Origin of the sequence: Tardiphaga sp. 841_E9_N1_2 (assembly GCF_051811065.1) — a bacterium.
GTDB classification, from domain to species: Bacteria; Pseudomonadota; Alphaproteobacteria; order Rhizobiales; family Xanthobacteraceae; genus Tardiphaga; species Tardiphaga robiniae.
This window is the reverse complement of record NZ_JBPWQC010000001.1, coordinates 4,597,880-4,619,055: the sequence shown is the minus strand read 5'-3', so window position 1 is coordinate 4,619,055 and position 21,176 is coordinate 4,597,880. Positions and strand designations below refer to the sequence as shown.

Below are 21,176 nucleotides of genomic sequence, written 5' to 3'. Positions count from 1 at the left end.
CACTTGAATATGGCAACGCACAAATTGCTGCTTCTCCCCGGCGACGGCATCGGCCCTGAAGTGATGGCCGAGGTGAAGCGCCTGATCGACTGGATCGATGCCCAGGGCATCGCCAAATTCACGATCGAGAACGGCCTGGTTGGCGGCGCCGCCTATGATGCCGACAAGCTCCCTATCACCGATGCCACAATGGCCAAGGCGGATGCCGCCGATGCCATCATCTTCGGCGCCGTCGGCGGCCCGAAGTGGGACAGCGTGCCTTACGAGCATCGCCCCGAGGCCGGCTTGCTGCGCCTGCGCAAGGATCTCGGCCTGTTCGCCAATCTGCGCCCAGCCGTGTGCTATCCCGCGCTGGCGGAATCATCGAGCCTGAAGCGTGAGGTCGTCGAGGGCCTCGACATCATGATCGTGCGCGAGCTCACAGGCGGCGTCTATTTCGGCGAACCGAAGACCATCACCGATCTCGGCAACGGCCAGAAGCGTGCCGTCGATACGCAGGTTTACGACACCTATGAAATCGAGCGCATCGCCCGCGTCGCTTTCGATCTGGCCCGCAAGCGTCAGAACAAGGTGACGTCGATGGAGAAGCGTAACGTCATGAAGTCGGGCGTGCTCTGGAACGAGGTTGTCACCCAGGTGCATGGCCGCGAATACAAGGACGTCACGCTCGAGCATCAGCTCGCCGATTCTGGCGGCATGAATCTCGTGAAGTGGCCGAAGCAGTTCGACGTCATCGTCACCGATAACCTGTTCGGTGACATGCTCTCGGATATCGCCGCGATGCTGACCGGGTCGCTGGGCATGCTGCCCTCGGCCTCGCTCGGCGAAGTCGATGCCAAGACCAAGAAGCGCAAAGCGATGTATGAGCCGGTACACGGCTCAGCGCCGGATATCGCCGGCAAGGGCATGGCCAATCCGCTGGCGATGATCGCCTCGTTCGGCATGGCGCTGCGTTATTCGCTGGAGATGGGCGAGTTGGCCGACAAGGTCGACCAGGCCATCGCGGCGGTGCTGGCAAAGGGTCTGCGGACAGCGGATATCAAGTCGGAAGGGTCAACCGTGGTGAGCACATCCGGCATGGGCGAAGCACTGCTGAAGGAGTTGCAGGCGCTGCACGCTTAAGCGCGCGAAGGCTCAAGCCTCTCGATCTGTCGTCCCCGCGAAGGCGGGGACCCATAACCACGATGAGCGTGGGTTAAGCGACAGAGTTGCGGCTACAGCGCTTCGATTAGATCTTCGGCGTGTATGGGTCCCCGCCTTCGCGGGGACGACATCGGAGAGACCTTCCCCACAAACAAAAAATGCCCGGCTGAGCCGGGCATTTTCGTATCGATATATCACTGCGCTCAGTAGAGCGGGAAGCGCTCGGGATAACCGCCGAGATCCCACTGCGAGTTGAGCGGCTGGCGGTCCAGCGGACGGTTGTTGTTGTCGCGGGCGAAGGAGTAACCGGGCGGATAGGCATAATCAGTGAACTTGCGGTCACCCGGGAGCACTTCGACGCCGGCATCGAGCCAAGAGCGACGCGTCACATAAACGCGGGTGCGGCCCTGCTGATAGGACACGTTCGGGCCGCGCGCGCCATAAACAGCGTCACGGTCAGAAACACGAACCTTCTTCTTGGTGGCGGCATCGGCCGGCGAGACGGCAACGGCGGTCGCGATGACGGCAACCGTCGCGAACAACATGGCGAGAGTTTTCGCGGCGGGGAATTTCAAGGTCATCAGGTCCTCATTGCAGTCAGAAGATCGGCGTTCAAAAGCCGAGTCGGCAGATCCGATTTGCGATCAATTTAGCTGGCCGGGGTATCCGGCCACAAGGTCTATCCGGCCACAGTCGTCGATATAATGCGCGGTGTGGCCGAATGTTGCATGTAATCCAAGGTCTTGGTCCAACCCATCACGAAGAGGTCACAAGCTGCCGCGCAGCAGCGGGTTCTGGGCACCCGTGACCCAATCGGCTGAAGTGGCTGACAGCGCCGCGCCGCTGATGCAGCCGGCCCGCTTCAAATCTGCCTGAGCAAAGGCCTCCTGCAGTCGGGGTTCATTGCCGGCGGTGAGCAGCACCAGCCGGTTTAGCGTGCAGGCAATGGCCGCCCGCCGCGCCGGCAGGCCGTCGCCCTGGCACGACCAGCCGGAAATCCTGAGATTGGCCACCTCCAGCGTCTTCATGAAGCCGAGGCAGCGCTTGCTGTCCTTCAGCCGGTCGGAAAAGCCGATCAGGGCGACCGGCCCGAATTTGCTGTCGATAATGCCCTCGCCCACCACGTCGCGGACGCCGCCGGGGTCCATGCGCCCCGCGATATCCGCTGCCGGCGGGCCTGCCCGGTCAGCCTCGGCACCAGGACGATACAATTCCAACTCGGCCACCGGGGGCTCCCCGGGCGACGCCCAGCGCAAGACATCCTTGCGGCCGCCTTCGGGGTGTCTCAAAATCTCGTAAGAGGCTGTTTTACCTAATGAATCAAACTGGCTGACGGCAAAAGCGGGATGGGAGCGGCTGGCGACGCTCCAGCCAGCTTTGACCGCCGGTTCGCTGCTGAGGTCAAATTCCAGTCCGTCGAAAACCGTAGCCGCGGCCATGACAACCAGTGCCAGCACCCCCATATAGGCGAGCAGACGCACGGCGATGGCACCGCACTCGTCGGCAAAGCTCTGCAGGGCCGGATGGACACCTGCCGACTTTGGGTGGTGCGAAACCAAAATTGAACGCATCAACACACGCAAACACGCTTAGGACGTTGTCTTTGCGACGTTTCTCGCATAGAAGCGCGGCTCTTCCCTTTCCACGGTATGTGGGGGTGAAGCATATTTCTTCGGAGAGTGAACGATGGGTTATAAAGTCGCGCTGGTCGGAGCGACCGGCAATGTCGGGCGTGAAATGCTCAGCATTCTGGATGAACGTAAATTCCCCGCTGACGAGGTCGTGGCGCTCGCGTCGCGCCGCAGCATGGGCGTTGAGGTTTCCTTCGGCGACAGAACTCTGAAATGCAAAGACCTTGCGACCTATGACTTCAGCGATGTCGATATCTGCCTGATGTCGGCCGGCGGAGCCGTGTCCAAGGAATGGTCGCCGAAGATCGGCGCAGCCGGCGCCGTCGTGATCGACAACTCGTCGACCTGGCGCATGGACCCGGACGTGCCGTTGATCGTGCCGGAAGTGAATGCCTCGGCCGTTGATGGCTTCACCAAGAAGAACATCATCGCGAACCCGAACTGCTCGACTGCGCAGCTCGTGGTGGCGCTGAAGCCGCTGCATGACAAGGCGATCATCAAGCGCGTCGTCGTCTCGACCTATCAGTCGGTGTCGGGCGCCGGCAAGGATGCGATGGACGAGTTGTTCTCGCAGACCAAGGCCGTCTACACCAACAGCGAGCTGGTCAATAACAAATTCCCGAAGCGTATCGCCTTCAACGTCATCCCGCAGATCGACGTGTTCATGGAAGACGGTTACACGAAGGAAGAGTGGAAGATGATGATGGAGACCAAGAAGATTCTTGATCCCAAAATCAAGATGTCCGCGACCTGCGTGCGCGTGCCGGTGTTCGTCGGCCACTCGGAAGCGGTCAACATCGAATTCGAGAATCCGATCTCGGAAGATGAAGCCCGTGACATCCTGCGTAATGCGCCAGGCTGCCTCGTGATCGACAAGCGCGAGCCCGGTGGCTACGTCACGCCCTATGAGGCCGCCGGCGAAGACGCCACCTATATCAGCCGCATCCGTACGGATTCGACGGTCGATAACGGTCTGGTTCTTTGGTGCGTGTCGGACAACCTGCGCAAGGGCGCGGCGCTCAACGCCGTGCAGATTGCGGAATGCCTGATCAACCGCAAGCTGATCACGGCGAAGAAGAAGGCCGCGTAAGCGGACCTTCGATCTCCAGCAATCAAAAGCCGGATGCTCAGCATCCGGCTTTTTTGTTTTACGCCACCGGCCGAAACTCTTTCGCGGCCTGATCGAGCACGGACAGCGAGCCGACAGCGACGCCGAAGTAAGCGCCGTGCAATTCCAGCTCGCCGCTCTCGACCTTGCTGCTCACGAACGGGAACGTCATCAGGTTTTCCAGACTGCGGAACACGGCGGCCTTTTCGATACGGGTGACGAAATCCTGGAACGCCTCGTGCTCGCGGATCTCGACCTTTTCGTCGGGCTTGATGAACATCGACATCCAGCGGCCAATGAAGTCACCCGGCGACAGCGGCGCCGCATTGTCGACGAAAGCGCGGATGCCGCCGCATTGCGCGTGACCGAGGATGACGATGTGCTTCACCTTCAACACCTGCACCGCATATTCCAGCGCTGCCGAAACGCCATGGGCGCCGCCATCGGGCTGATAGACCGGCACCAGGTTGGCGATGTTGCGCACCACAAACAATTCGCCAGGGGAGGCATCGAAGATGACCTCCGGTGAAACGCGCGAGTCGCAGCAGCCGATCACCATGACTTCCGGCGATTGGCCCTTTTCCGATAATTCGCGGAAGCGCGACTGCTCGGTCGGCAATCGCTCCGACGTAAAGGTCTGGTAGCCGGCAATGAGCTGCTTCGGAAATGATGTCATGGTCTGCCTCGTTCGGAGCATGATCCCGAAAAGTGGATACCGGTTTTCGCCGACAAACGGGTTCGTTTGTCGAGAGATCACGCTCAAACATACGGTCCCCACGGATAACCATAGGACGCCAGCGCGAACAAGCCTTCCGGGCGGCGGGCTGAAATGTTATCGCGAATGCCTGAATAACGAACAGGCCATAATCACAGGGAAATGACGCCATGATCCGTCCGCGCCGCAGCCATTTGTTCATGCCCGGCTCGAACCCCCGCGCGCTGGAAAAGGCCCGTACCGTGGCCGCTGACGGCATCATCCTGGATCTCGAAGACGCCGTGGCGCCGGACGCCAAGGGAACCGCGCGCGACGCCATCGCGCAGACGCTCAATGCCGGCGGCTTCGGCAAGCGCGAGGTCATCATCCGCATCAATGCACTGGATTCGCCGTGGTGGATCGACGACGTGACCATGGCCGGCAAGGCCAAGCCCGATGGCATCCTGGTGCCGAAGATTTCCAGCGTCGAGGATCTCTCAGCCGTTGCCGATCGGCTGAGTGACATTGGCGCCGACATGTCGATCAAGGTCTGGGCCATGATCGAGACCTCGCGCGCCATCCTGCATGCGGAAGAACTCGCGGCCGCCTCGCGCGATTCCGAAAATCGCCTGGCCGGCTTCGTGTTCGGCCCCAACGACATCGCCCGCGAGACCCGCATCCGCATGATGCCCGGTCGCGCTGCAATGTTGCCGATGATCACGCATTGCGTGCTGGCGACGCGGTTGCATGGTCTCGAAATTCTCGATGGTCCCTACAGCAATTTCAGCGATACCGAGGGTTTCATCGCCGAAACCGAACAGGGCCGCGACATCGGCTTCGACGGCAAGACGCTGATCCATCCGAGCCAGATCGAGGCCTGCAACAAGGTCTTCACGCCGCCGGACGACGAAGTCGCCCAGGCCCGCCGCATCATCGCCGCCTTCGAACAGCCGGAAAACGCCAAGCGCGGCGCGATTCAGCTCGACGGCAAGATGGTCGAGCGGCTGCATGCGGACATGGCCAAGCGCACGATCGCGATCTCGGACGCGATTGCGGCGATGGGGGGCTAGTACCGGTCAGCAACGACGCGCTTCTTCACCCTCCCCCTTGCGGGGAGGGTGGCGCGTTGCGAGCGCAGCGAGCAGCGCGACGGGTGGGGGTGCCACAGGCGATGCTCTCACGTGTGGCACCCCCACCCCGGCCTCCACCTGAACGATGCTTCGCATCGTCAGGTTCGGCCGACCCTCCCCGCAAGGGGGAGGGATACCGCGGGCCGTTGCGCGAAATTTGTAGATTCAAAGGCTGATACTAACGTGCGCCGACCCGCTCCGTCGCCCACGCATAAAAGCTTCCCGGCATCGGCGCTTCCTTCCCGCGCCCCTTCGGCGAGATGTGGAAGCCTAGAATCCCGGGATCATCGAGCAGCGCTTTGAAATTCGATGGCTCGAAGAACAGTTTCGGCTCGGCGTGAATCGCATAATATGACTTCCGCGGCAGCGCGTGATGCTGCGAGCCGTGGCGCTTCGCGAGCGCCGTCAGCGATGCCGGGCCGAAGATCGCGACGCGCACATCACTGGCGCGCTTCGACCTGTCGCGCCCTTTGCGCCATGCGAAAGCGAGGCGATGGCGCAATGACATCCAGTCTGGCGTCAACTCGTCCTGCCTGATCAGCGCCTCGAACGCCGCGACGATCGGATCGTCGGGCGGCAGATACAGCACCGAATTGCCGAGCTGACGTCGCTTCTCCCAGGCGAAATAGGGTTTTGCGGAATCGATCTCGATGGGCTTCAGCAACAGCACATCCGCGTCGAGCCAGAGGCCGAGACCTTCGGCCATCAGCCGGATGCGAAAGAAATCGCTGAACTGCAGTGGGGTCCAGCCAACCCACGCGCCATCGGGAGCTGATGGGCGCAGCCGCTCGGCGAAAGCCCGCGGCAACACGGCTTCCGCATCGGCATTGCTCACGCCATCCGGCAGATCGGTGATCGGTGCAAAACTGTAGAGCGTGACGCGGTGGCCGGCCTCGACCTGCGACCTCAGGCACAGCCGGCGCAGCGCATCGAGCGGGCCCTCCCAAAAGGTGACGACGTCAGGAATCACGCGTCACCTTCCGAAGTGAGATCAGGCCCAGGCGCGCGCGGTCTTGAGCTTCTCTTCGTAGCTGTCGATGGAGGCCTTCTTCTCCATCGTCAGGCCGATATCGTCGAGACCGTTGAGCAGGCAGTGCTTGCGGAACGGATCGATCTCGAATTTCACCGTGCCGCCATCAGGGCCGCGGATTTCCTGGTTCGGCAGATCGATGGTGATGGTCGCATTGGCGCCGCGCTCGGCATCGTCGAACAACGCGTCGAGATCCTTCTGCGAGACGCGGATTGGCAGCACGCCGTTCTTGAAGCAGTTGTTGTAGAAGATGTCGCCGAACGAGGTCGAGATCACGCAGCGGATGCCGAAATCCAGCAGCGCCCAGGGCGCGTGTTCGCGCGACGAGCCGCAGCCGAAATTATCGCCGGCCACCATGATCTTGGCATTGCGATAGGCCGGCTTGTTGAGCACGAAATCCGGGTTTTCGCTGCCGTCATCGAGGTAGCGCGCTTCCGAGAACAAGCCCTTGCCGAGACCGGTACGCTTGATGGTCTTCAGATACTGCTTCGGGATGATCATGTCGGTATCGACATTGATGATCTTCAGCGGTGCTGCGACGCCTTCCAGCGTGGTGAACTTGTCCATGAACATATCCTCGGATTGAGCGGGCGTTTTAGCCCGATCGGGCGGCCCGTCCAAGGGTGATTTATGCAGGGCTAATCGGCGACGCCAGCCTCGATGGCCTCCATATCGGCGTCCGAGAGGCCGAAATGGTGCCCGATCTCGTGGATCAGCACATGGCGGACGATATGGCCGAGGGTTTCGTCGTGTTCGGCCCAGTAATCCAGGATCGGCCGGCGATACAGCCAGATCATGTTGGGCAACTGCCCGGTATTGTCCTGGCTCTGGAACGGCAGGCCGACACCCTGGAACAGGCCGAGCAGGTCGAATTCGGTCTCGGCCTGCATCTCCTCCAGCACCTCGTCGGTGGGGAAATCATCGACCCGGATGATCACGCCCGCGCAGAGCTTCCGGAAATCCTCCGGCAGGAGGGCGAGCATGGCATGGGCCATGTCTTCCATTTCCGCGAGATCGGGAGCTTTTGCCTGGTGCCACATGTTTCCCTGTCTAGCCAATTCCCATGACATGGCAATGCGCCGGCACAGGGCCGGCCCGGCGGTTGACGGGCGGGCGTCAATCGGAGACTTTGCGGCATTCTTTTGAAGCATGATCTCTCGACAAACGAACCCGTTTGTCGGTGAAAACCGGCATCCACTTTTCGGGATCATGCTTATGGCAGTTTGGGGCGTGACAATGCGGATCATGATGGCGGCACTGGGATTGGCGGTTGCGCTCGGCGGCCTGCCGATGGCGAACACCGCACAGGCGCAGACGGCCACACAGGTCGCCCAATCCGACGACAGCGTTCAGCCCCGCCGTGCGCGCCCGCGCGTTCGTATCTATCGCACCCCGGACGAACGCGGTGTCTATCCCAGCTACAATCCCGGCCCGAATGCCGTCCGCGATTGCACCGCCAATCTGGTGCAGGAATATCGCCCGAGCGGCACCGTGATCGTGCCGCGCATGAACTGCTACTGGCGCCGCGGCTGAGCCGACACTTCATACTTTAATTTTGAATGACGTCAGGGCGGACTTTGCAACTGCGGAGATGGCGTTCGCATGCGCTGAGCTTTCGTTCCAGCGATGCGTCACAAAACCCTGCGACATATCGCACCGAGCATATTCACATCGCGTTCACCTCCTGCGCCCTAGCGTCATGCACATGGGCGATGATCCATTCGTGAAGCTGCATCTCGACATGAACGCAGCAGACTCAGGAGAGAACACGTGAACGTGAAGAAATTTTTCGGCCTCGCCGCCATCGCAAGCTTGCTGTTCGTCACAGCGCCGACGCAGCAGGCAAATGCAGTCTCGCTGAACAGCCCGGGCATCGCATCGTCCGTACAGGGCGGTGAGAAGCTGACGACTGAGGTGCAGTATCGTCATCACCACAATCGCGGCTATCGCGGGCATCACGGCATGCGGCGTCACCACGGCTGGCATCGTCCGCATCACATCCGCCGCCATCATGGCTGGCACCGGCCGCACCATGTGCGTCGTCACGGCTGGCGCTACTGAGACTCCCTCTAAAGTCCAAACAGGCGTGCGCAAGCGCGCCTGTTTTCTTTGACGAGATGTTGACCGCGTCGGTCTGTCGCGGGAAATCATTGCAGCTATATGCGTTATGGGGTGAAGGCGACGAAAGACGATCGATGGAAAGCGATCGAGGCAAGGAAAAATCATGAAGAACTGGGTAGGCGCAGCCATGCTGGCTGCAACACTTTCACTTGGTGGCGCATTGACCAGCGCCCCCGCAATGGCTGACGCACAGACGCCTCAAAAGGCTGCGGCAGACAACAAGGCAAAGGCCACGGACTTCAGCGCGCAGCGGCGCCATCGTCACTTTCACCACCGCCATCATCACTTCGACCACCGACACTACGGGTATCGCAGCTATTACGGCCCGCGTTATGGCTACGGATACGGCTATCGCCCGTACCGCTCATATTACGGCCCCGCCTATTACGGACGTCCCTATGCCTATCGCCCTGCTTACTACGGCGGATACGGCTACCGGCCCTACGGCTATTATGGCGGCTATCGTCCCTATGGCGCCTATGGTTATGGCCCGGGCGTCGGTTTCGGCGGCGGCCCGCTCAGCGTCGGCTTCAGCTTCGGCCGCTGGTAAATTCCAGGATCTCTAGACGACATTGACAGGCGCCCTTTGCGGCGCCTGTTTTTTTGTGCGCGCCGCGCGGCTTCCGCATGCGTCATTCATGACGCGTTCAGATCGACATCCTTAATTTTCGGTCAAGGCGCGACAATTCACATGACACGACCATGCGCAAATGCACCGTTCGCGCAAACGAGGACCTGCACTGTCAGGTTTGCGCGATCGATGTCCCATGCGCCGATCGAGGGAGGATGTTTCCGATGAGAGATGTTCAGAATCGACAACCTGTCCTGAATGCCGATCGAGGTTTTGCGATCAGACAATTCATGACGCGCTCGCTCGGCGTGGCTGCCGCCGCAGCGATGATGATATCGCTGACGCCATCGGCACGGGCGGTCTCGCTGATCAATCCCGGCGCGGCACCCGCAGCCAAGCAGGCGAGCGACGCGCTGCTCCAGGTCCAGCATCGCGGTGGACGCGGCGGCGGTGGCGGAGGAGGTTTCCGCGGCGGCGGCGGCGGTCACGCCTTTCATGGCGGAGGCGGCGGCGGATTTCGTGGCGGCGGCATGCCCGCGTTTCGGGGTGGAGGTGGCGGCGGAGGCTTCCGAGCCGCAGCGCCGGCATTCCGTGGCGGAGGCGGTTTCCGTCCGGGCCCGGCCTTTGTCGGCGGCGGTTTCCGGCGTGGCCCCGCGTTCCACGGCGGCGGCTATCGATACGCGGCGCCATTGATCGCCCGGCGCCCTTATTATGCGCCGACACGCTACTACGGCGCGCGCCATTACGGCTATCGCCGCCATTTCCGCCCGCGCTATTACGCCTATGCGCCGAGCTATTATTACGGCCCGCGCTACTACCAACCGCGCCGTTTCTGCCGGATCGTCTGGACCTATTACGGCCCACGCAAGATCTGCCGCTATCGCCCCTGGCATCACCGCCACTGGTACCACCGGCGGCATTACCATCGCTTCAATATTTATTGGTGAGATGGGTCGGGTTGACTGAAGCGACTCTCCACACACTCCATCATGGCCGGGCATAGCGCGAAGCGCGGCTTCGCTGGATGTCCCGGCCATCCACGTCTTTGCTTGTTGCCAAGACGTGGATCCGCGGGTCAAGCCCGCGGATGACGACGGAGTGTAGTGCACGCGCCGGAGCTCACTCCCCGAGCTGAAACGCCTCGAACCGCCCGAGCTCTTCCTCGATGCGGCGCTTCCATTCCTTGCGCGATGTTTTCGGCTTGGCGCCCTCGCCGACCCAGCTCCATTGCTGCATCAGCAATTTGCGCTTCTGCCGGTCGGTCTTGAGATCGACGGCCGCGACGATCTGGTCGTCCACCAGCACCGGCAGCGCGAAATAGCCGAGCTGGCGTTTTTCCTTCGGCACATAGGCCTCGAAGCGATGGTCATGCCCGAAGAACAAATTGGTCCGCTTGCGTTGGATCACCAGGGGATCGAATGGCGACAGCACATGCACGAGCCCCGCCTCGCCCGAGCTGGTGTCCTCGATCGCCGCGGGCGTCGTCCAGTGCTCTTGCTTGCCGGCGCCATCGAGCGCGACGGCCACCAACGCACCCTTGCGTACCCGCGCTTCAATCAGCTTGCGTATGCCGGCCTTGCTCGGTGCATCGAGATGGCAGATCGAATCGAGACTGACGATGCCCTGCGACCGCAGCGCGCGATCCAGCAGATAGGCGAATTTCTCCATAGCGCTCGCCGCTTTCGGCAGCGTCTCCCAACCGAAATGCCGCAGCAGAAGATCATAGGTCTTCAGCATGCCCTGCCGCTCGGAGATCGTGAGATGCCCCTCATAAAATGCCAGCTGCAGCGCCCGCTTTGACGGCTTGCGGCTGGCCCATTCATGATCCTTCTCTCGTAGCACATCGTCATCGATATCGCGGATCGACAGCGGACCGGCCTTGGCCAGCCGCATCACCTTGCGCTTGTCGGCGGGAGTCACGGCCGCGAACCAGCCATGGCCCTCACGGCGATAATATTTCATGTCCGGCACGAAGAAGCCGATGTCATCGGTCGGCACATAAGCAAGCGCGTGGGTCCAGTATTCGAACACGCTCTTGTCATGGGTCTGCGCCTGCCTGAGATCCGCGCGTTTGTAGTTCGGAATCCGCGAGAACAGGATGTGATGATGGCTGCGCTCGATCACATTAATGGTGTCGATCTGCACATAGCCGAGATGCTGAACCGCGGCCTTCACCGCCTCCGCGCCATCGCCGAATGGCGCACGCGCATCGAGCCGTTGCGCGCGCAGCCAGATGCGGCGGGCGGCGGTGTTGGTGAGTGCGATGGGTTTGGCAGGTGTGCGGGGCATCGACAGCGTTCAACATGGCTCATAAAAAGACGGCCTGCATCAGCAGGCCGTCGATCTTACCGAGGATGTGTCGCCCCGTGCAGCTAAATTAATGCCACTCTCTGATATCAACGAAGTGTCCCGCGATCGCCGCTGCGGCCGCCATCGCCGGCGACACCAGATGGGTGCGGCCCTTGTGGCCCTGACGGCCCTCGAAGTTGCGGTTCGAGGTGGCAGCGCAGCGTTCTTCCGGCGCCAGCTTGTCGGGATTCATCGCCAGGCACATGGAGCAACCCGGCTCACGCCATTCGAAACCGGCCTTCAGGAAGATCTTGTCGAGGCCTTCAGCTTCCGCCTGTTCCTTCACCAGACCCGAGCCCGGCACGATCATCGCAGAGACGTTACCATTGACGGTCTTGCCGTCGACGACCTTGGCCGCGGCGCGCAAGTCCTCGATGCGGCCATTGGTGCAGGAGCCGATGAACACACGATCCAGCTTGATGTCGGTGATTTTCGTACCTGCGGTCAGACCCATATAGGCCAGCGCACGCTCCTTGGAGAGACGCTTTGCTTCATCCGCGATGTCGGCGGGGTTCGGCACCTTGCCGGAGATCGAGATGACGTCCTCGGGCGAGGTACCCCAGGTGACGATCGGCGGCAGCTTCGCCGCGTCGAGACGAATCTCGTGATCGAAATGCGCGCCCTCGTCGGAGCGCAGTGTTTCCCAATAGCGCACGGCCTGCTCCCACATCTCGCCTTTCGGCGACATTGGACGACCTTTCAGGAATTCATAGGCCTTCTCGTCGGGCGCGATCAGGCCGGCACGGGCGCCGCCTTCGATCGACATGTTGCAGACCGTCATGCGGCCTTCCATCGACAGAGCGCGGATCGCCTCGCCGGCATATTCCAGCACATAGCCGGTGCCGCCGGCGGTACCGATTTCGCCGATGATGGCCAGGATGATGTCCTTGCCGGTGACACCGTCGGGCAATTTGCCGTCGACGGTAGCGCGCATGTTCTTCGCCTTCTTCTGGATCAGCGTCTGCGTCGCCAGCACGTGCTCGACTTCCGACGTACCGATGCCGTGCGCCAGCGCGCCGAACGCGCCATGCGTCGAGGTGTGGCTGTCACCGCAAACGATCGTCGTGCCCGGCAGCGTAAAACCCTGCTCGGGACCGATGACGTGGACGATGCCCTGGCGCTTGTCGAACTCGTTGTAATATTCGATGCCGAATTCGCGCACGTTTTCGGCCAGCGTCGCGATCTGCTCGGTGCTTTCCGGATCGGGATTGGGCTTGGTGCGATCGGTGGTCGGCACGTTGTGATCGACGACCGCAAGCGTCTTCTCCGGCGCATGCACACGGCGGCCGGCAGCACGCAGACCTTCGAAGGCCTGCGGGCTCGTCACTTCGTGCACCAGATGGCGATCGATATAGAGCAGGCAGGTGCCGTCGGCGGCTTCCTCGACCAGATGGTCGTTCCAGATCTTGTCGTACAGGGTGGTCGGCTTTGCAGAGTCAGTCATGAGATCAGGCCTCAAAAGAAAACGTGGGCCAGTTGCGTGCTGCTAAATGATTCGCCGCATCGACGGCGCAAAGCGAGCAACTGAGAAACGGGAAAAGAAACGCGTGAGATTGCTCACGCGCTTCCAAGCGCGCCCACGATCGACGTGGTGAAGCGACCGAAGAAGCGACCGGGCAGCCGACTATGATCGTCGATGACGATGCGCAAAGCGTGCTGGTGCAGGTCTAGAAACATTCCAGTCATATAGCACTCAGCGATCACGACGCCAATGCGACGGAGGTATGCAGTCTTCACGTAACAAAAAAGCGCGGCTTGCGCCGCGCTTTTCGTCTCGCACATTCGATGGTGCGGAAAATTACTTGGCAGCAGCCACAGCCGCGACCTTGGCCGGACGCTCGGTCTTCTTCTCGACGATGCGGGCCGACTTGCCGCGCAGATCGCGCAGGTAATACAGCTTGGCGCGACGCACCTTGCCGCGACGCACAACCTTGATCGAGTCGATCATCGGGGAGAGCAGCGGGAACACGCGCTCGACACCCTCGCCGTAGGAAATCTTGCGAACGGTGAAGCTCTCGTTGATGCCACCGCCGTTACGGCCGATGCAGACGCCTTCATAGGCCTGCACGCGGGAGCGCTCGCCTTCGACAACTTTCACGTTGACGATGAGGGTGTCGCCGGGACCGAATTCCGGGATCGACTTGGTGGCGGAAAGGCGGTCGAACTGCTCTTTTTCAAGCGTCTGAATCAGGTTCATCGAAAATCTCCATCGGCGGCGCGCCCAGACGTTGCGCGGGCTGCGCACGAAACTCTTACCCTGCCAGTGCACGGATTTGGCGCTGCTATACGGGAAAGCGAAGCCGTTGTCACCCGTCTCTGTCACTCGCCCGTCGTGATTTTTGGCGGTTTTCGCTTTCTGCCCGATTCCAGGGCTTTCGGGCGAGCCGCCCATAAATCGGGCCGGCGCGCCGCGGTAAGCGCCTCCGCCTCGGCCAGCCGCCATTTGGCAACCTTCGCATGGTCGCCGGAAATCAGGACATCCGGGATCTGGCGGCCCTCGAAGCTCTGCGGGCGGGTATATTGCGGGTATTCCAGTAGCCCGTCGGAGAAACTCTCGTCGGTTCCAGACGCTAACTTACCCATGACCCCCGGCAGAAGCCGGACGCAGGCGTCAATCAGCGTCATGGCGGCGATTTCGCCGCCGGACAGCACGTAGTCGCCGATAGAGACTTCCTCGAGCCCTCGGGCGTCGATGACGCGCTGATCGATGCCTTCAAAGCGGCCACAGACGATCAGCGGCCCCGGCCCGGCCGCCAGCTCCGCCACCCGCGCCTGGGTCAATGGCCGACCGCGCGGGCTCATGACGAGCCTGGGGCGATCTTGCGCATCCGCCGCATCGATCGCCGCCGCCAGCACGTCAGCCCGCAGCACCATGCCCGGTCCGCCGCCGGCAGGCGTATCATCGACACTGCGATGCTTGTCTGTGGCCGAGGCGCGGATATCCCGTGCCTCCAGCGCCCACAGGCCGGAAGCCAGCGCTTTGCCGGCAAGGCTGATGCCGAGCGGGCCCGGAAACATCTCGGGAAACAGCGTCAGCACCGTCGCGCGCCATGGCGCGGATGAAGGATCGGAAGTCATGGCCTTCCATCGCGCGTCCGGCGCGAGGCGTCAAACCCCGGCGATCGCCGCGTCAGGCCGCCGACATCTGCTCGCTGGTGTCACCGGCATCGAAGGCGGCGCGAGCGGCCTTGATCTCCGCGAAGCTGCGCTCAGCCCAGTCGATCAGGCCGGCCAGCGGCCCGAGGGCCGATTGTCCCAGCGGCGACAGCCGATATTCGACCGAAAGCAGAGCGACAAAACAGTCCCATACGTTCGTCTGCCGGAAGCCGAATTCAAGGCCATCATGCTCAATGCGGGCCTTCCGGAAGAACTCGCGGATCTGATCGCGACGTCGGATACGGCCGCAGCAGATGGCGCGCTGTTCGACGACAGCCGCACACTCGGCAAGCTGATTGGCCGGCCGACCACGCCGTTTGCAACAACGATTGCAGAAGCGTTGAAAGCGTAAGCCTTACGCCGCGGTGGGGTCGTCGCCGATAATCTCACCCGGCAATTCGATCACGACATGGCCCGCCGCGAGGTCAACGGTTGGCACCACCGCATTGGTGAACGGCAACAGCAGGGTCGCGCCCTCTAGCGGCGCGATCTCGATGATATCGCCGGCGCCGAAATTATGGATACCGACGACACGGCCGATCGCATCGCCCGCGGCATTGACCGCAGCGAGGCCGATCAGGTCGGCGTGGTAATATTCATCGTCTTCGGTGTCGGGCAGCGCATCGCGCGCCACAAAGAGCTCGACGCCATTGAGGCGCTCGGCGTCTTCGCGGGAAGCGACGCCTTTCAGCGTCGCGACCAGATGACCCTTGGCCTCGCGCACATCATCGACCTCGAAACTCCGCTTGCCGTCCTTGGTGGCAAGCGGACCGTAGTCGAGCACGGCGAATGGATCTTCGGTGAAGGTCCACAGCCGGACCTGACCGCGCACACCATGCGGCGCGCCGATGCGCGCGACGCAGATTTGCGCGGAGGTCATTCCGCCTTACTTCTTGGCGGCGGCTTCAGCGTTGGCCTTGCGCTCCTTGCGCGGCACGGCCTTCTCAGGATTGTTGCGGGCTTCGCGCTTCTGAACGCCAGCGGCATCGAGGAAACGAGCAACGCGATCCGACGGCTGTGCGCCCTTGGCGATCCAGGCCTTGGTCTTGTCGAGGTCGAGCTTCAGGCGCAGCTCGTTGTCCTTGGCGAGCAGCGGATTGAAGTAACCGAGACGCTCGATGAAGCGGCCATCGCGGGGAAAACGCGAGTCGGCGACGACGACGTGATAGACGGGGCGCTTCTTGGTGCCTGCACGAGCGAGGCGGATAACGACGGACATGGGATTCTCCTAAGTGTGTTCGATTTGAATGTGAATTGAATGGGTCGCGTTATTTCTTTTTCCCGAGACCGGGAAAGCCGCCGAGTCCCGGCAGCGTCGGTTTACCCAGGCCCGACAGGCCCGGGAAATCTTTCGGCAATGACGGCATGCCCTGCGGCATCCCGCCCGGCATCTTCTCGGCCATCGCCTTCATCTGTTCGGGTGACGGCATGCCGCCGCCACCGAAGCCCATCGCCTGCGCGATGCCGGCCATCGGGCCGCGCTTGCCGGAGCCCATGGCCTTCATCATGTCGGCCATGTTCCGGTGCATCTTCAGCACCTTGTTGACTTCCTCGACCTTGAGCCCGGCGCCGGCAGCGATACGCTTCTTACGGCTGGCCTTGAGGATGTCAGGATTCTTGCGCTCCTGACGCGTCATCGAATCGATGACGGCGATCTGGCGCTTCACTACGCGGTCATCGAGACCGGCGGAGGCGATCTGGTTCTTCATCTTGGCGATGCCTGGCATCATGCCCATCAGGCCGGAGAGACCGCCCATATTGGTCATCTGGATCAGTTGCTCACGCATGTCTGTGAGATCAAACTGACCCTTGCGCATGCGCTCGGCAGTGCGCGCAGCTTTTTCCGCATCGATATTCGCAGCAGCGCGCTCAACCAGCGACACCACGTCGCCCATGCCGAGAATACGGCCGGCGATGCGGCTCGGATGGAAGTCTTCCAGTGCATCGGTCTTTTCACCGGTGCCGATCAGTTTGATCGGCTTGCCGGTGACCGCACGCATCGAGAGTGCAGCACCACCGCGGCCATCGCCGTCAACACGCGTCAGCACGATGCCGGTAAGGCCGACGCGGGTGTCGAAGGCGCGCGCGAGATTGACGGCGTCCTGACCGGTCAGCGAATCCGCCACCAGCAGTACTTCATGCGGCTGCGCGATGGCTTTGATCTCGGTGGCTTCCGACATCATTTCTTCGTCGAGCGTGGTGCGGCCGGCAGTGTCGAGCAGCACCACGTCATAACCACCAAGCTTGGCGGCCGAAAGCGCACGCTTGGCTATGTCAGCAGGCTTTTGCCCTTCGACGATTGGCAGCGTCTGGATGTCGAGATCGCGGCCGAGCACCGCGAGCTGTTCCATGGCGGCCGGACGATAGACGTCGAGCGAGGCCATCAGCACCTTGCGCTTGTCGCGCTGGGTGAGACGGCGGGCGAGCTTTGCAGTGGTGGTGGTTTTACCGGAACCCTGCAGACCGACCATCATGATGGCGACGGGTGGCACGGCTTGCAGATCGATGCCGCCTTCACCGTCGGCGCCGAGCGTGGCGACCAGCTCGTCATGGACGATCTTGACGACCATCTGGCCGGGGGTGACCGACTTGACGACGGTGGCGCCGATGGCCTGTTCACGGACACGATCGATGAAGCTGCGGACCACGTCGAGCGAGACGTCGGCCTCGAGCAGCGCCCGGCGGACTTCGCGCATGGCGGCATCGACATCAGCCTCCGACAGCGCACCGCGCCCGGTGAGCCGATCGAGAATTCCGCCAAGCCGTTCCGACAGACTGTCGAACATCGATTGTCGCTTCCGCTCGTGCCATCCCCATGATGGCAAATAACCAAACACTTTTGCGCCCGAGGGCGCATCGCGCTGTCGGGCGTTGACCTCCGGTCTCCAGGACCGGTCGGCGGATCGAAAAGAGAACTTTTCGAGAAGTGGCGGGATTTACAGTGCTGGAGCCCGATAAGTCAAGGTTTGCAGGGCGATCGCCTGGTCAGGCGGCCGCGCTCCGGGTTCCGCCGGCATCATAGTGCTGCTGTGCCTCAAGCACCTGGCCCATATGGTTTTCAGCCCAGACCCGCAGCGCATCAACGGTATCCGACAGGGTTCGTCCGAGCGGAGTGATCGCATATTCGACCGTGACCGGCACGGTGGGGATCGCCTTGCGGCTCACCAGGCCATCGCGCTCCAGGCTTTTGAGGGTCTGCGACAGCATTTTCTGCGAGATTCCCTCGATCTGCCGCCGCAGCTGGTTGAAGCGAACGGGGCCGTCCGTGAGCAGGCCCAGCACCAGAACCGCCCATTTATCGGCGATCCGGTCCAGAACCAGCCGAGTTGGGCAGCTGCTCGCATAGACGTTGCCGGCTTTCCAGCGCTGGTCGGCGCTTTCGATATCGGTCTGCATGGCGGCGGTCTCCTCGGGGTAACCAGCTAACGCAAAAGTGCCTTCTTCACAGCTACTGCCGAAATGAATAGCAAGTTTCTATTGGTTACCACATGGAGATATCAAATGAAAATCGCCCTGATCGGCGCCACCGGCCGCGCCGGCTCGCAAATTGTCGCTGAACTGTCCCGCCGCGGTCATACCGTCACCGCCATCGCCCGCAACCCGGAGAAAGCCCCTGTTCTGGCCGGGGTGACGCCACTGAAGGCCGACGCCAACGATGTTGCCGGTCTCACTGCCGCCCTGAAGGGCCACGACGTCGCCGTCAGCGCGATCCATTTCCTCGTCAGCGACCCGCACAAGCTGATCGCGGCCGTGAAGGCGGCGGGCGTTCCGCGCTATTTGGTGGTCGGCGGCGCCGGCAGCCTCGAAGTCGCTCCCGGCCTGAAGCTGATCGAGACCCCGGGATTTCCGGCGGAATACCGGGCCGAGGCCGCGGTGGGCGGCCTGTTCCTCGACATCCTGCGCCACGACAAGGAGCTCAACTGGACCTTCCTGTCGCCCTCGGCCCTGTTCATCCCGGGCGAGCGCACCGGGACATTCCGGCTTGGCGGCGATCAACTGCTCGCCAACGACAAGGGCAGCAGCATTTCCTTTGAGGATTATGCCATCGCCATGGCCGACGAGATCGAGACGCCTGCGCATACGCGCAAGCGGTTCACCGTCGGCTACTGAGCGAACAGAGGATCGGCGCGGGTTGCGGAATCCACTGACAAATTCCATCTGATGCGGGCTGCGCCTCGTTGGGCGCAGCCCGTCGTCCCACCGGATTTGATCCAGCTCCATGATTCTCACCCGCCGCCGCCTTCTGACGTCGCTGGGCGGTCTCGCCGCAGCCGCTGGGCTGTCGGCCTTCTGGGCTTCCCGCATGACCAATTATGACGGCCCCGTCTCCGATCACTTCGACGGCAAGATCTTCTTCGATCCCGACGGCGTGCCGCCCAAGTCGCTCGGCGAAGTGCTGCGGTGGCAATTCGGCGGCGGCCGTACGCGCGAGGTCTGGCCCGACTGGGTCGAGAACGAATTTGCCGATACTCCGCCGGCCAAGATCGAGGGCACGGGCGTTCGTTTTAGTTACGTGGGTCACGCGAGCTGGCTGATCCAGACCGCGGGAATCAACATCCTGTTCGATCCGGTGTGGTCTGACCGCGTCTCGCCGTTCTCGTTTGCCGGGCCGAAGCGCCACTCCGCACCGGGCATCGCGTTCGACAAGCTGCCGAAAATAGACATCGTGCTGGTGTCGCACGGTCATTACGACCATCTCGATCTTCCGACGCTCTCAAAGCTCGCCGCAAAATTTGCGCCGCGCGTGATCACGCCGCTTGGCAATGACATCACCATGAAGAGCGCCGACAGCGCGATCAAAGCCGAGGCCTATGACTGGACAGATCGCGTCGAGCTCGGCAACGGCCTTGCCGTCACGCTGGTGCCGACGCGACACTGGACCGCGCGCGGGCTGTTCGATCGCAACAAGTCGCTCTGGGCGAGCTTCGTGCTGGAGACGCCGGCGGGCAAGATCTACATCGTCGGCGATAGCGGCTATGGCGACGGCCTGCACTTCCGCCGCGTGCGCGAAGCCCATGGTGCTATCAGGCTCGCGATCCTGCCGATCGGCGCCTATGAGCCACGCTGGTTCATGAAGGACCAGCACATGAATCCGGAAGACGCCGTGAAGGCCCTTAGCGATTGCGGAGCGCAGCAGGCGCTGGCCAGCCATCACAGCACATTCCAGCTCACCGATGAGGCGATTGACGGACCGGTGAAAGGATTGGCTGCCGCATGCAGCGCGGCGGAATTGCCGAGCGAGAAGTTTATGGCTCTGAAGCCGGGGCAGGTGGTGGAGATTTTTTAACGGGACGTGGAAGCGAGTATCACCGCTCTCTCCCCACGTCATGGCCGGGCAAAGCGCGAAGCGCGGCTTCGCTAGATGACCCGGCCATCCATCTTCCACATCCGCCGCCTTCGTAAGATGGATCCCCGGATCAAGTCCGGGGATGACAAACATTGGCAACGGAGCGGTGATGGCTAGATCATCACTACCATCACTGCGCCGGCTTGATTTCCCAGCTCACGCTGACATTCACGCGCAGCACTTCCTCGCCTTGCGCCACCGGAGCCGATGCCACATCGGCGCCCATCTTGCGCAACATCATTGGCGCTGGCGCGCTGCCGGAGTCCTCGGAAATGCTGATCGGCGCGCCGAGCTTGACGCCGGCAGCCTTGGCGTAAATCTCCGCCTTGCGCCGCGCATCCGCGATCGCGTCGCTGCGCGCATCGTCGAGAAGTTGCGACGCCTTGGTCACCATGAAATTGATGCCGCCAACCTCATTGGCACCCGACGACACCAGCGCGTCGATCGTGCCGGCCACCTTGGTCACGTCGCGTACGCGGATGGTGACGCGGTTGCTGGCGCGATAGCCCGAGATGACGTTGGGGCCAGGATTGGGATTGGGACGGGTCTGCTGCGCATATTGCGGAAATAGCGACAGCCGCGACGTCTGCATGTCCTTCTCGGCAATGCCGGCACTCTTCAGGGCCGCCAGCACCTTGGCCATCGCGGCATTGTTGGCCTCGGCGGCCTCGCGTGCCGTCTTGGCATCAGTCGTGACACCGCCATCGACGACAGCAAGATCCGGCGGCACCGAGACGGTGCCTTCGCCGGAGACGGAAATCACCGGCGGTGGATTGACCTGCGCGAGCGCAGGAGTGGCGATGAGCGCAATGGCCAGCGAAGCGAGAGCGAAATGATTTGTCATGCCCATTCTCTCGCGACCGTCCAAGGCTTCTTTATGACCAGAGGCTATGACC

Annotated in this window: 26 protein-coding genes; 10 read left to right on the top strand and 16 right to left on the bottom strand. The window is 62.2% G+C overall.

The features are described from left to right. The first annotated feature begins 9 nt into the window (after window positions 1-9). Complete coding sequence (gene leuB, locus AB8A50_RS22230) at window positions 10-1,122, top strand: 3-isopropylmalate dehydrogenase (RefSeq protein ID WP_439078914.1); 1,113 nt, start codon at window positions 10-12, stop codon at window positions 1,120-1,122. A gap of 224 nt (window positions 1,123-1,346) precedes the next feature. Here the strand turns inward: leuB and AB8A50_RS22225 are convergent, their stop codons facing one another. Continuing rightward, window positions 1,347-1,724 (bottom strand): hypothetical protein, encoded by a 378-nt coding sequence (locus AB8A50_RS22225; RefSeq protein WP_089266485.1) that lies wholly within the window; start codon window positions 1,722-1,724, stop codon window positions 1,347-1,349. Window positions 1,725-1,910: 186 nt separating this feature from the next. Next, on the bottom strand, window positions 1,911-2,714 hold the full coding sequence (locus AB8A50_RS22220) for a hypothetical protein (RefSeq protein WP_439078913.1): 804 nt from the start codon (window positions 2,712-2,714) through the stop codon (window positions 1,911-1,913). A gap of 115 nt (window positions 2,715-2,829) precedes the next feature. Between AB8A50_RS22220 and AB8A50_RS22215 the strand changes: the two genes are divergently transcribed. Continuing rightward, window positions 2,830-3,864: an aspartate-semialdehyde dehydrogenase gene (locus AB8A50_RS22215; protein ID WP_439078912.1), complete on the top strand. Its 1,035-nt coding sequence runs from the start codon at window positions 2,830-2,832 to the stop codon at window positions 3,862-3,864. Between the two features lie 58 nt (window positions 3,865-3,922). Here AB8A50_RS22215 and AB8A50_RS22210 read toward each other — a convergent pair whose 3' ends face one another. Next, on the bottom strand, window positions 3,923-4,558 hold the full coding sequence (locus AB8A50_RS22210) for a carbonic anhydrase (RefSeq protein WP_068737916.1): 636 nt from the start codon (window positions 4,556-4,558) through the stop codon (window positions 3,923-3,925). A gap of 209 nt (window positions 4,559-4,767) precedes the next feature. Between AB8A50_RS22210 and AB8A50_RS22205 the strand changes: the two genes are divergently transcribed. Then, window positions 4,768-5,646 carry an HpcH/HpaI aldolase/citrate lyase family protein gene (locus tag AB8A50_RS22205; RefSeq protein WP_439078911.1) on the top strand — a complete coding sequence of 293 codons (879 nt, stop codon included), beginning with the start codon at window positions 4,768-4,770 and terminating at the stop codon, window positions 5,644-5,646. A 238-nt stretch (window positions 5,647-5,884) separates the two neighbouring features. On the opposite strand, the gene AB8A50_RS22200 is transcribed toward AB8A50_RS22205, so the two are convergent. From AB8A50_RS22200 to AB8A50_RS22190, 3 genes are all read right to left on the bottom strand, one after another. Beyond that, complete coding sequence (locus tag AB8A50_RS22200) at window positions 5,885-6,676, bottom strand: hypothetical protein (RefSeq protein ID WP_439078910.1); 792 nt, start codon at window positions 6,674-6,676, stop codon at window positions 5,885-5,887. Between the two features lie 21 nt (window positions 6,677-6,697). Further along, window positions 6,698-7,303: a 3-isopropylmalate dehydratase small subunit gene (gene leuD / locus AB8A50_RS22195; protein ID WP_089266479.1), complete on the bottom strand. Its 606-nt coding sequence runs from the start codon at window positions 7,301-7,303 to the stop codon at window positions 6,698-6,700. A gap of 71 nt (window positions 7,304-7,374) precedes the next feature. Then, entirely contained in the window at window positions 7,375-7,776 is a 402-nt protein-coding gene (locus tag AB8A50_RS22190) for a metallopeptidase family protein (RefSeq protein WP_089266478.1), read from the bottom strand. A gap of 205 nt (window positions 7,777-7,981) precedes the next feature. Between AB8A50_RS22190 and AB8A50_RS22185 the strand changes: the two genes are divergently transcribed. The 4 genes from AB8A50_RS22185 (at window position 7,982) to AB8A50_RS22170 (ending at window position 10,375) form a co-directional block, all read left to right on the top strand. Then, window positions 7,982-8,269, top strand: coding sequence for a hypothetical protein (locus tag AB8A50_RS22185; RefSeq protein ID WP_374725621.1), 288 nt, complete (start codon window positions 7,982-7,984; stop codon window positions 8,267-8,269). Window positions 8,270-8,506: 237 nt separating this feature from the next. Next, window positions 8,507-8,797, top strand: a complete 291-nt coding sequence (locus AB8A50_RS22180; protein WP_439078909.1) for a hypothetical protein — start codon at window positions 8,507-8,509, stop codon at window positions 8,795-8,797. A gap of 163 nt (window positions 8,798-8,960) precedes the next feature. Continuing rightward, on the top strand, window positions 8,961-9,407 hold the full coding sequence (locus tag AB8A50_RS22175; RefSeq protein ID WP_439078908.1) for a hypothetical protein: 447 nt from the start codon (window positions 8,961-8,963) through the stop codon (window positions 9,405-9,407). A gap of 311 nt (window positions 9,408-9,718) precedes the next feature. Then, window positions 9,719-10,375: a hypothetical protein gene (locus AB8A50_RS22170; protein WP_439078907.1), complete on the top strand. Its 657-nt coding sequence runs from the start codon at window positions 9,719-9,721 to the stop codon at window positions 10,373-10,375. A gap of 172 nt (window positions 10,376-10,547) precedes the next feature. Here AB8A50_RS22170 and AB8A50_RS22165 read toward each other — a convergent pair whose 3' ends face one another. From AB8A50_RS22165 to trmD, 5 genes are all read right to left on the bottom strand, one after another. Then, the gene (locus AB8A50_RS22165; protein WP_439078906.1) at window positions 10,548-11,717 is read right to left on the bottom strand and encodes a winged helix-turn-helix domain-containing protein; all 1,170 of its coding nucleotides are present in this window, start codon (window positions 11,715-11,717) and stop codon (window positions 10,548-10,550) included. 88 nt (window positions 11,718-11,805) lie between these two features. Continuing rightward, window positions 11,806-13,221 (bottom strand): 3-isopropylmalate dehydratase large subunit, encoded by a 1,416-nt coding sequence (leuC, locus tag AB8A50_RS22160; RefSeq protein ID WP_439078905.1) that lies wholly within the window; start codon window positions 13,219-13,221, stop codon window positions 11,806-11,808. Window positions 13,222-13,334: 113 nt separating this feature from the next. Continuing rightward, the gene (locus AB8A50_RS22155) at window positions 13,335-13,463 is read right to left on the bottom strand and encodes a hypothetical protein (protein ID WP_439078904.1); all 129 of its coding nucleotides are present in this window, start codon (window positions 13,461-13,463) and stop codon (window positions 13,335-13,337) included. 112 nt (window positions 13,464-13,575) lie between these two features. Next, window positions 13,576-13,974: a 50S ribosomal protein L19 gene (rplS, locus tag AB8A50_RS22150; RefSeq protein WP_089266471.1), complete on the bottom strand. Its 399-nt coding sequence runs from the start codon at window positions 13,972-13,974 to the stop codon at window positions 13,576-13,578. A gap of 122 nt (window positions 13,975-14,096) precedes the next feature. Then, a complete protein-coding gene (gene trmD, locus AB8A50_RS22145) occupies window positions 14,097-14,855 on the bottom strand; it encodes a tRNA (guanosine(37)-N1)-methyltransferase TrmD (RefSeq protein ID WP_439078903.1) in 759 nt (252 codons plus the stop codon). On the opposite strand from trmD, the gene AB8A50_RS22140 reads away from it, so the two are divergent. Continuing rightward, window positions 14,854-15,285 (top strand): hypothetical protein, encoded by a 432-nt coding sequence (locus AB8A50_RS22140; RefSeq protein WP_439078902.1) that lies wholly within the window; start codon window positions 14,854-14,856, stop codon window positions 15,283-15,285. The genes trmD and AB8A50_RS22140 overlap by 2 nt on opposite strands. 3 nt (window positions 15,286-15,288) lie before the next feature. Here AB8A50_RS22140 and rimM read toward each other — a convergent pair whose 3' ends face one another. The 4 genes from rimM to AB8A50_RS22120 form a co-directional block, all read right to left on the bottom strand. Continuing rightward, complete coding sequence (gene rimM / locus AB8A50_RS22135) at window positions 15,289-15,813, bottom strand: ribosome maturation factor RimM (RefSeq protein WP_439078901.1); 525 nt, start codon at window positions 15,811-15,813, stop codon at window positions 15,289-15,291. A gap of 6 nt (window positions 15,814-15,819) precedes the next feature. After that, the gene (rpsP, locus tag AB8A50_RS22130) at window positions 15,820-16,152 is read right to left on the bottom strand and encodes a 30S ribosomal protein S16 (protein WP_089266465.1); all 333 of its coding nucleotides are present in this window, start codon (window positions 16,150-16,152) and stop codon (window positions 15,820-15,822) included. Window positions 16,153-16,201: 49 nt separating this feature from the next. After that, complete coding sequence (gene ffh, locus AB8A50_RS22125) at window positions 16,202-17,719, bottom strand: signal recognition particle protein (protein WP_439078900.1); 1,518 nt, start codon at window positions 17,717-17,719, stop codon at window positions 16,202-16,204. Window positions 17,720-17,918: 199 nt separating this feature from the next. Next, window positions 17,919-18,329, bottom strand: coding sequence for a winged helix-turn-helix transcriptional regulator (locus tag AB8A50_RS22120; protein WP_439078899.1), 411 nt, complete (start codon window positions 18,327-18,329; stop codon window positions 17,919-17,921). A gap of 105 nt (window positions 18,330-18,434) precedes the next feature. Between AB8A50_RS22120 and AB8A50_RS22115 the strand changes: the two genes are divergently transcribed. Further along, window positions 18,435-19,043 (top strand): NAD(P)-dependent oxidoreductase, encoded by a 609-nt coding sequence (locus tag AB8A50_RS22115; protein WP_093757908.1) that lies wholly within the window; start codon window positions 18,435-18,437, stop codon window positions 19,041-19,043. Window positions 19,044-19,152: 109 nt separating this feature from the next. Then, the gene (locus AB8A50_RS22110) at window positions 19,153-20,220 is read left to right on the top strand and encodes an MBL fold metallo-hydrolase (protein ID WP_439078898.1); all 1,068 of its coding nucleotides are present in this window, start codon (window positions 19,153-19,155) and stop codon (window positions 20,218-20,220) included. A 190-nt stretch (window positions 20,221-20,410) separates the two neighbouring features. On the opposite strand, the gene AB8A50_RS22105 is transcribed toward AB8A50_RS22110, so the two are convergent. Beyond that, window positions 20,411-21,124: an SIMPL domain-containing protein gene (locus tag AB8A50_RS22105; RefSeq protein ID WP_184512632.1), complete on the bottom strand. Its 714-nt coding sequence runs from the start codon at window positions 21,122-21,124 to the stop codon at window positions 20,411-20,413. Between the last annotated feature and the right edge of the window lie 52 nt (window positions 21,125-21,176).

Excerpts from the sequence above, each read along its gene's own strand:
- leuB (WP_439078914.1), top strand. The coding sequence starts at position 10 with ATGGCAACGCACAAATTGCTGCTTCTCCCCGGCGACGGCATCGGCCCT.
- AB8A50_RS22225 (WP_089266485.1), bottom strand. The coding sequence starts at position 1,724 with ATGACCTTGAAATTCCCCGCCGCGAAAACTCTCGCCATGTTGTTCGCG.
- AB8A50_RS22220 (WP_439078913.1), bottom strand. The coding sequence starts at position 2,714 with ATGCGTTCAATTTTGGTTTCGCACCACCCAAAGTCGGCAGGTGTCCAT.
- AB8A50_RS22215 (WP_439078912.1), top strand. The coding sequence starts at position 2,830 with ATGGGTTATAAAGTCGCGCTGGTCGGAGCGACCGGCAATGTCGGGCGT.
- AB8A50_RS22210 (WP_068737916.1), bottom strand. The coding sequence starts at position 4,558 with ATGACATCATTTCCGAAGCAGCTCATTGCCGGCTACCAGACCTTTACG.
- AB8A50_RS22205 (WP_439078911.1), top strand. The coding sequence starts at position 4,768 with ATGATCCGTCCGCGCCGCAGCCATTTGTTCATGCCCGGCTCGAACCCC.
- leuD (WP_089266479.1), bottom strand. The coding sequence starts at position 7,303 with ATGGACAAGTTCACCACGCTGGAAGGCGTCGCAGCACCGCTGAAGATC.
- AB8A50_RS22190 (WP_089266478.1), bottom strand. The coding sequence starts at position 7,776 with ATGTGGCACCAGGCAAAAGCTCCCGATCTCGCGGAAATGGAAGACATG.
- AB8A50_RS22185 (WP_374725621.1), top strand. The coding sequence starts at position 7,982 with ATGATGGCGGCACTGGGATTGGCGGTTGCGCTCGGCGGCCTGCCGATG.
- AB8A50_RS22175 (WP_439078908.1), top strand. The coding sequence starts at position 8,961 with ATGAAGAACTGGGTAGGCGCAGCCATGCTGGCTGCAACACTTTCACTT.
- AB8A50_RS22170 (WP_439078907.1), top strand. The coding sequence starts at position 9,719 with ATGACGCGCTCGCTCGGCGTGGCTGCCGCCGCAGCGATGATGATATCG.
- AB8A50_RS22165 (WP_439078906.1), bottom strand. The coding sequence starts at position 11,717 with ATGCCCCGCACACCTGCCAAACCCATCGCACTCACCAACACCGCCGCC.
- leuC (WP_439078905.1), bottom strand. The coding sequence starts at position 13,221 with ATGACTGACTCTGCAAAGCCGACCACCCTGTACGACAAGATCTGGAAC.
- AB8A50_RS22155 (WP_439078904.1), bottom strand. The coding sequence starts at position 13,463 with ATGACTGGAATGTTTCTAGACCTGCACCAGCACGCTTTGCGCATCGTC.
- rplS (WP_089266471.1), bottom strand. The coding sequence starts at position 13,974 with ATGAACCTGATTCAGACGCTTGAAAAAGAGCAGTTCGACCGCCTTTCC.
- AB8A50_RS22140 (WP_439078902.1), top strand. The coding sequence starts at position 14,854 with ATGGCCTTCCATCGCGCGTCCGGCGCGAGGCGTCAAACCCCGGCGATC.
- trmD (WP_439078903.1), bottom strand. The coding sequence starts at position 14,855 with ATGACTTCCGATCCTTCATCCGCGCCATGGCGCGCGACGGTGCTGACG.
- rimM (WP_439078901.1), bottom strand. The coding sequence starts at position 15,813 with ATGACCTCCGCGCAAATCTGCGTCGCGCGCATCGGCGCGCCGCATGGT.
- rpsP (WP_089266465.1), bottom strand. The coding sequence starts at position 16,152 with ATGTCCGTCGTTATCCGCCTCGCTCGTGCAGGCACCAAGAAGCGCCCC.
- ffh (WP_439078900.1), bottom strand. The coding sequence starts at position 17,719 with ATGTTCGACAGTCTGTCGGAACGGCTTGGCGGAATTCTCGATCGGCTC.
- AB8A50_RS22120 (WP_439078899.1), bottom strand. The coding sequence starts at position 18,329 with ATGCAGACCGATATCGAAAGCGCCGACCAGCGCTGGAAAGCCGGCAAC.
- AB8A50_RS22115 (WP_093757908.1), top strand. The coding sequence starts at position 18,435 with ATGAAAATCGCCCTGATCGGCGCCACCGGCCGCGCCGGCTCGCAAATT.
- AB8A50_RS22110 (WP_439078898.1), top strand. The coding sequence starts at position 19,153 with ATGATTCTCACCCGCCGCCGCCTTCTGACGTCGCTGGGCGGTCTCGCC.
- AB8A50_RS22105 (WP_184512632.1), bottom strand. The coding sequence starts at position 21,124 with ATGACAAATCATTTCGCTCTCGCTTCGCTGGCCATTGCGCTCATCGCC.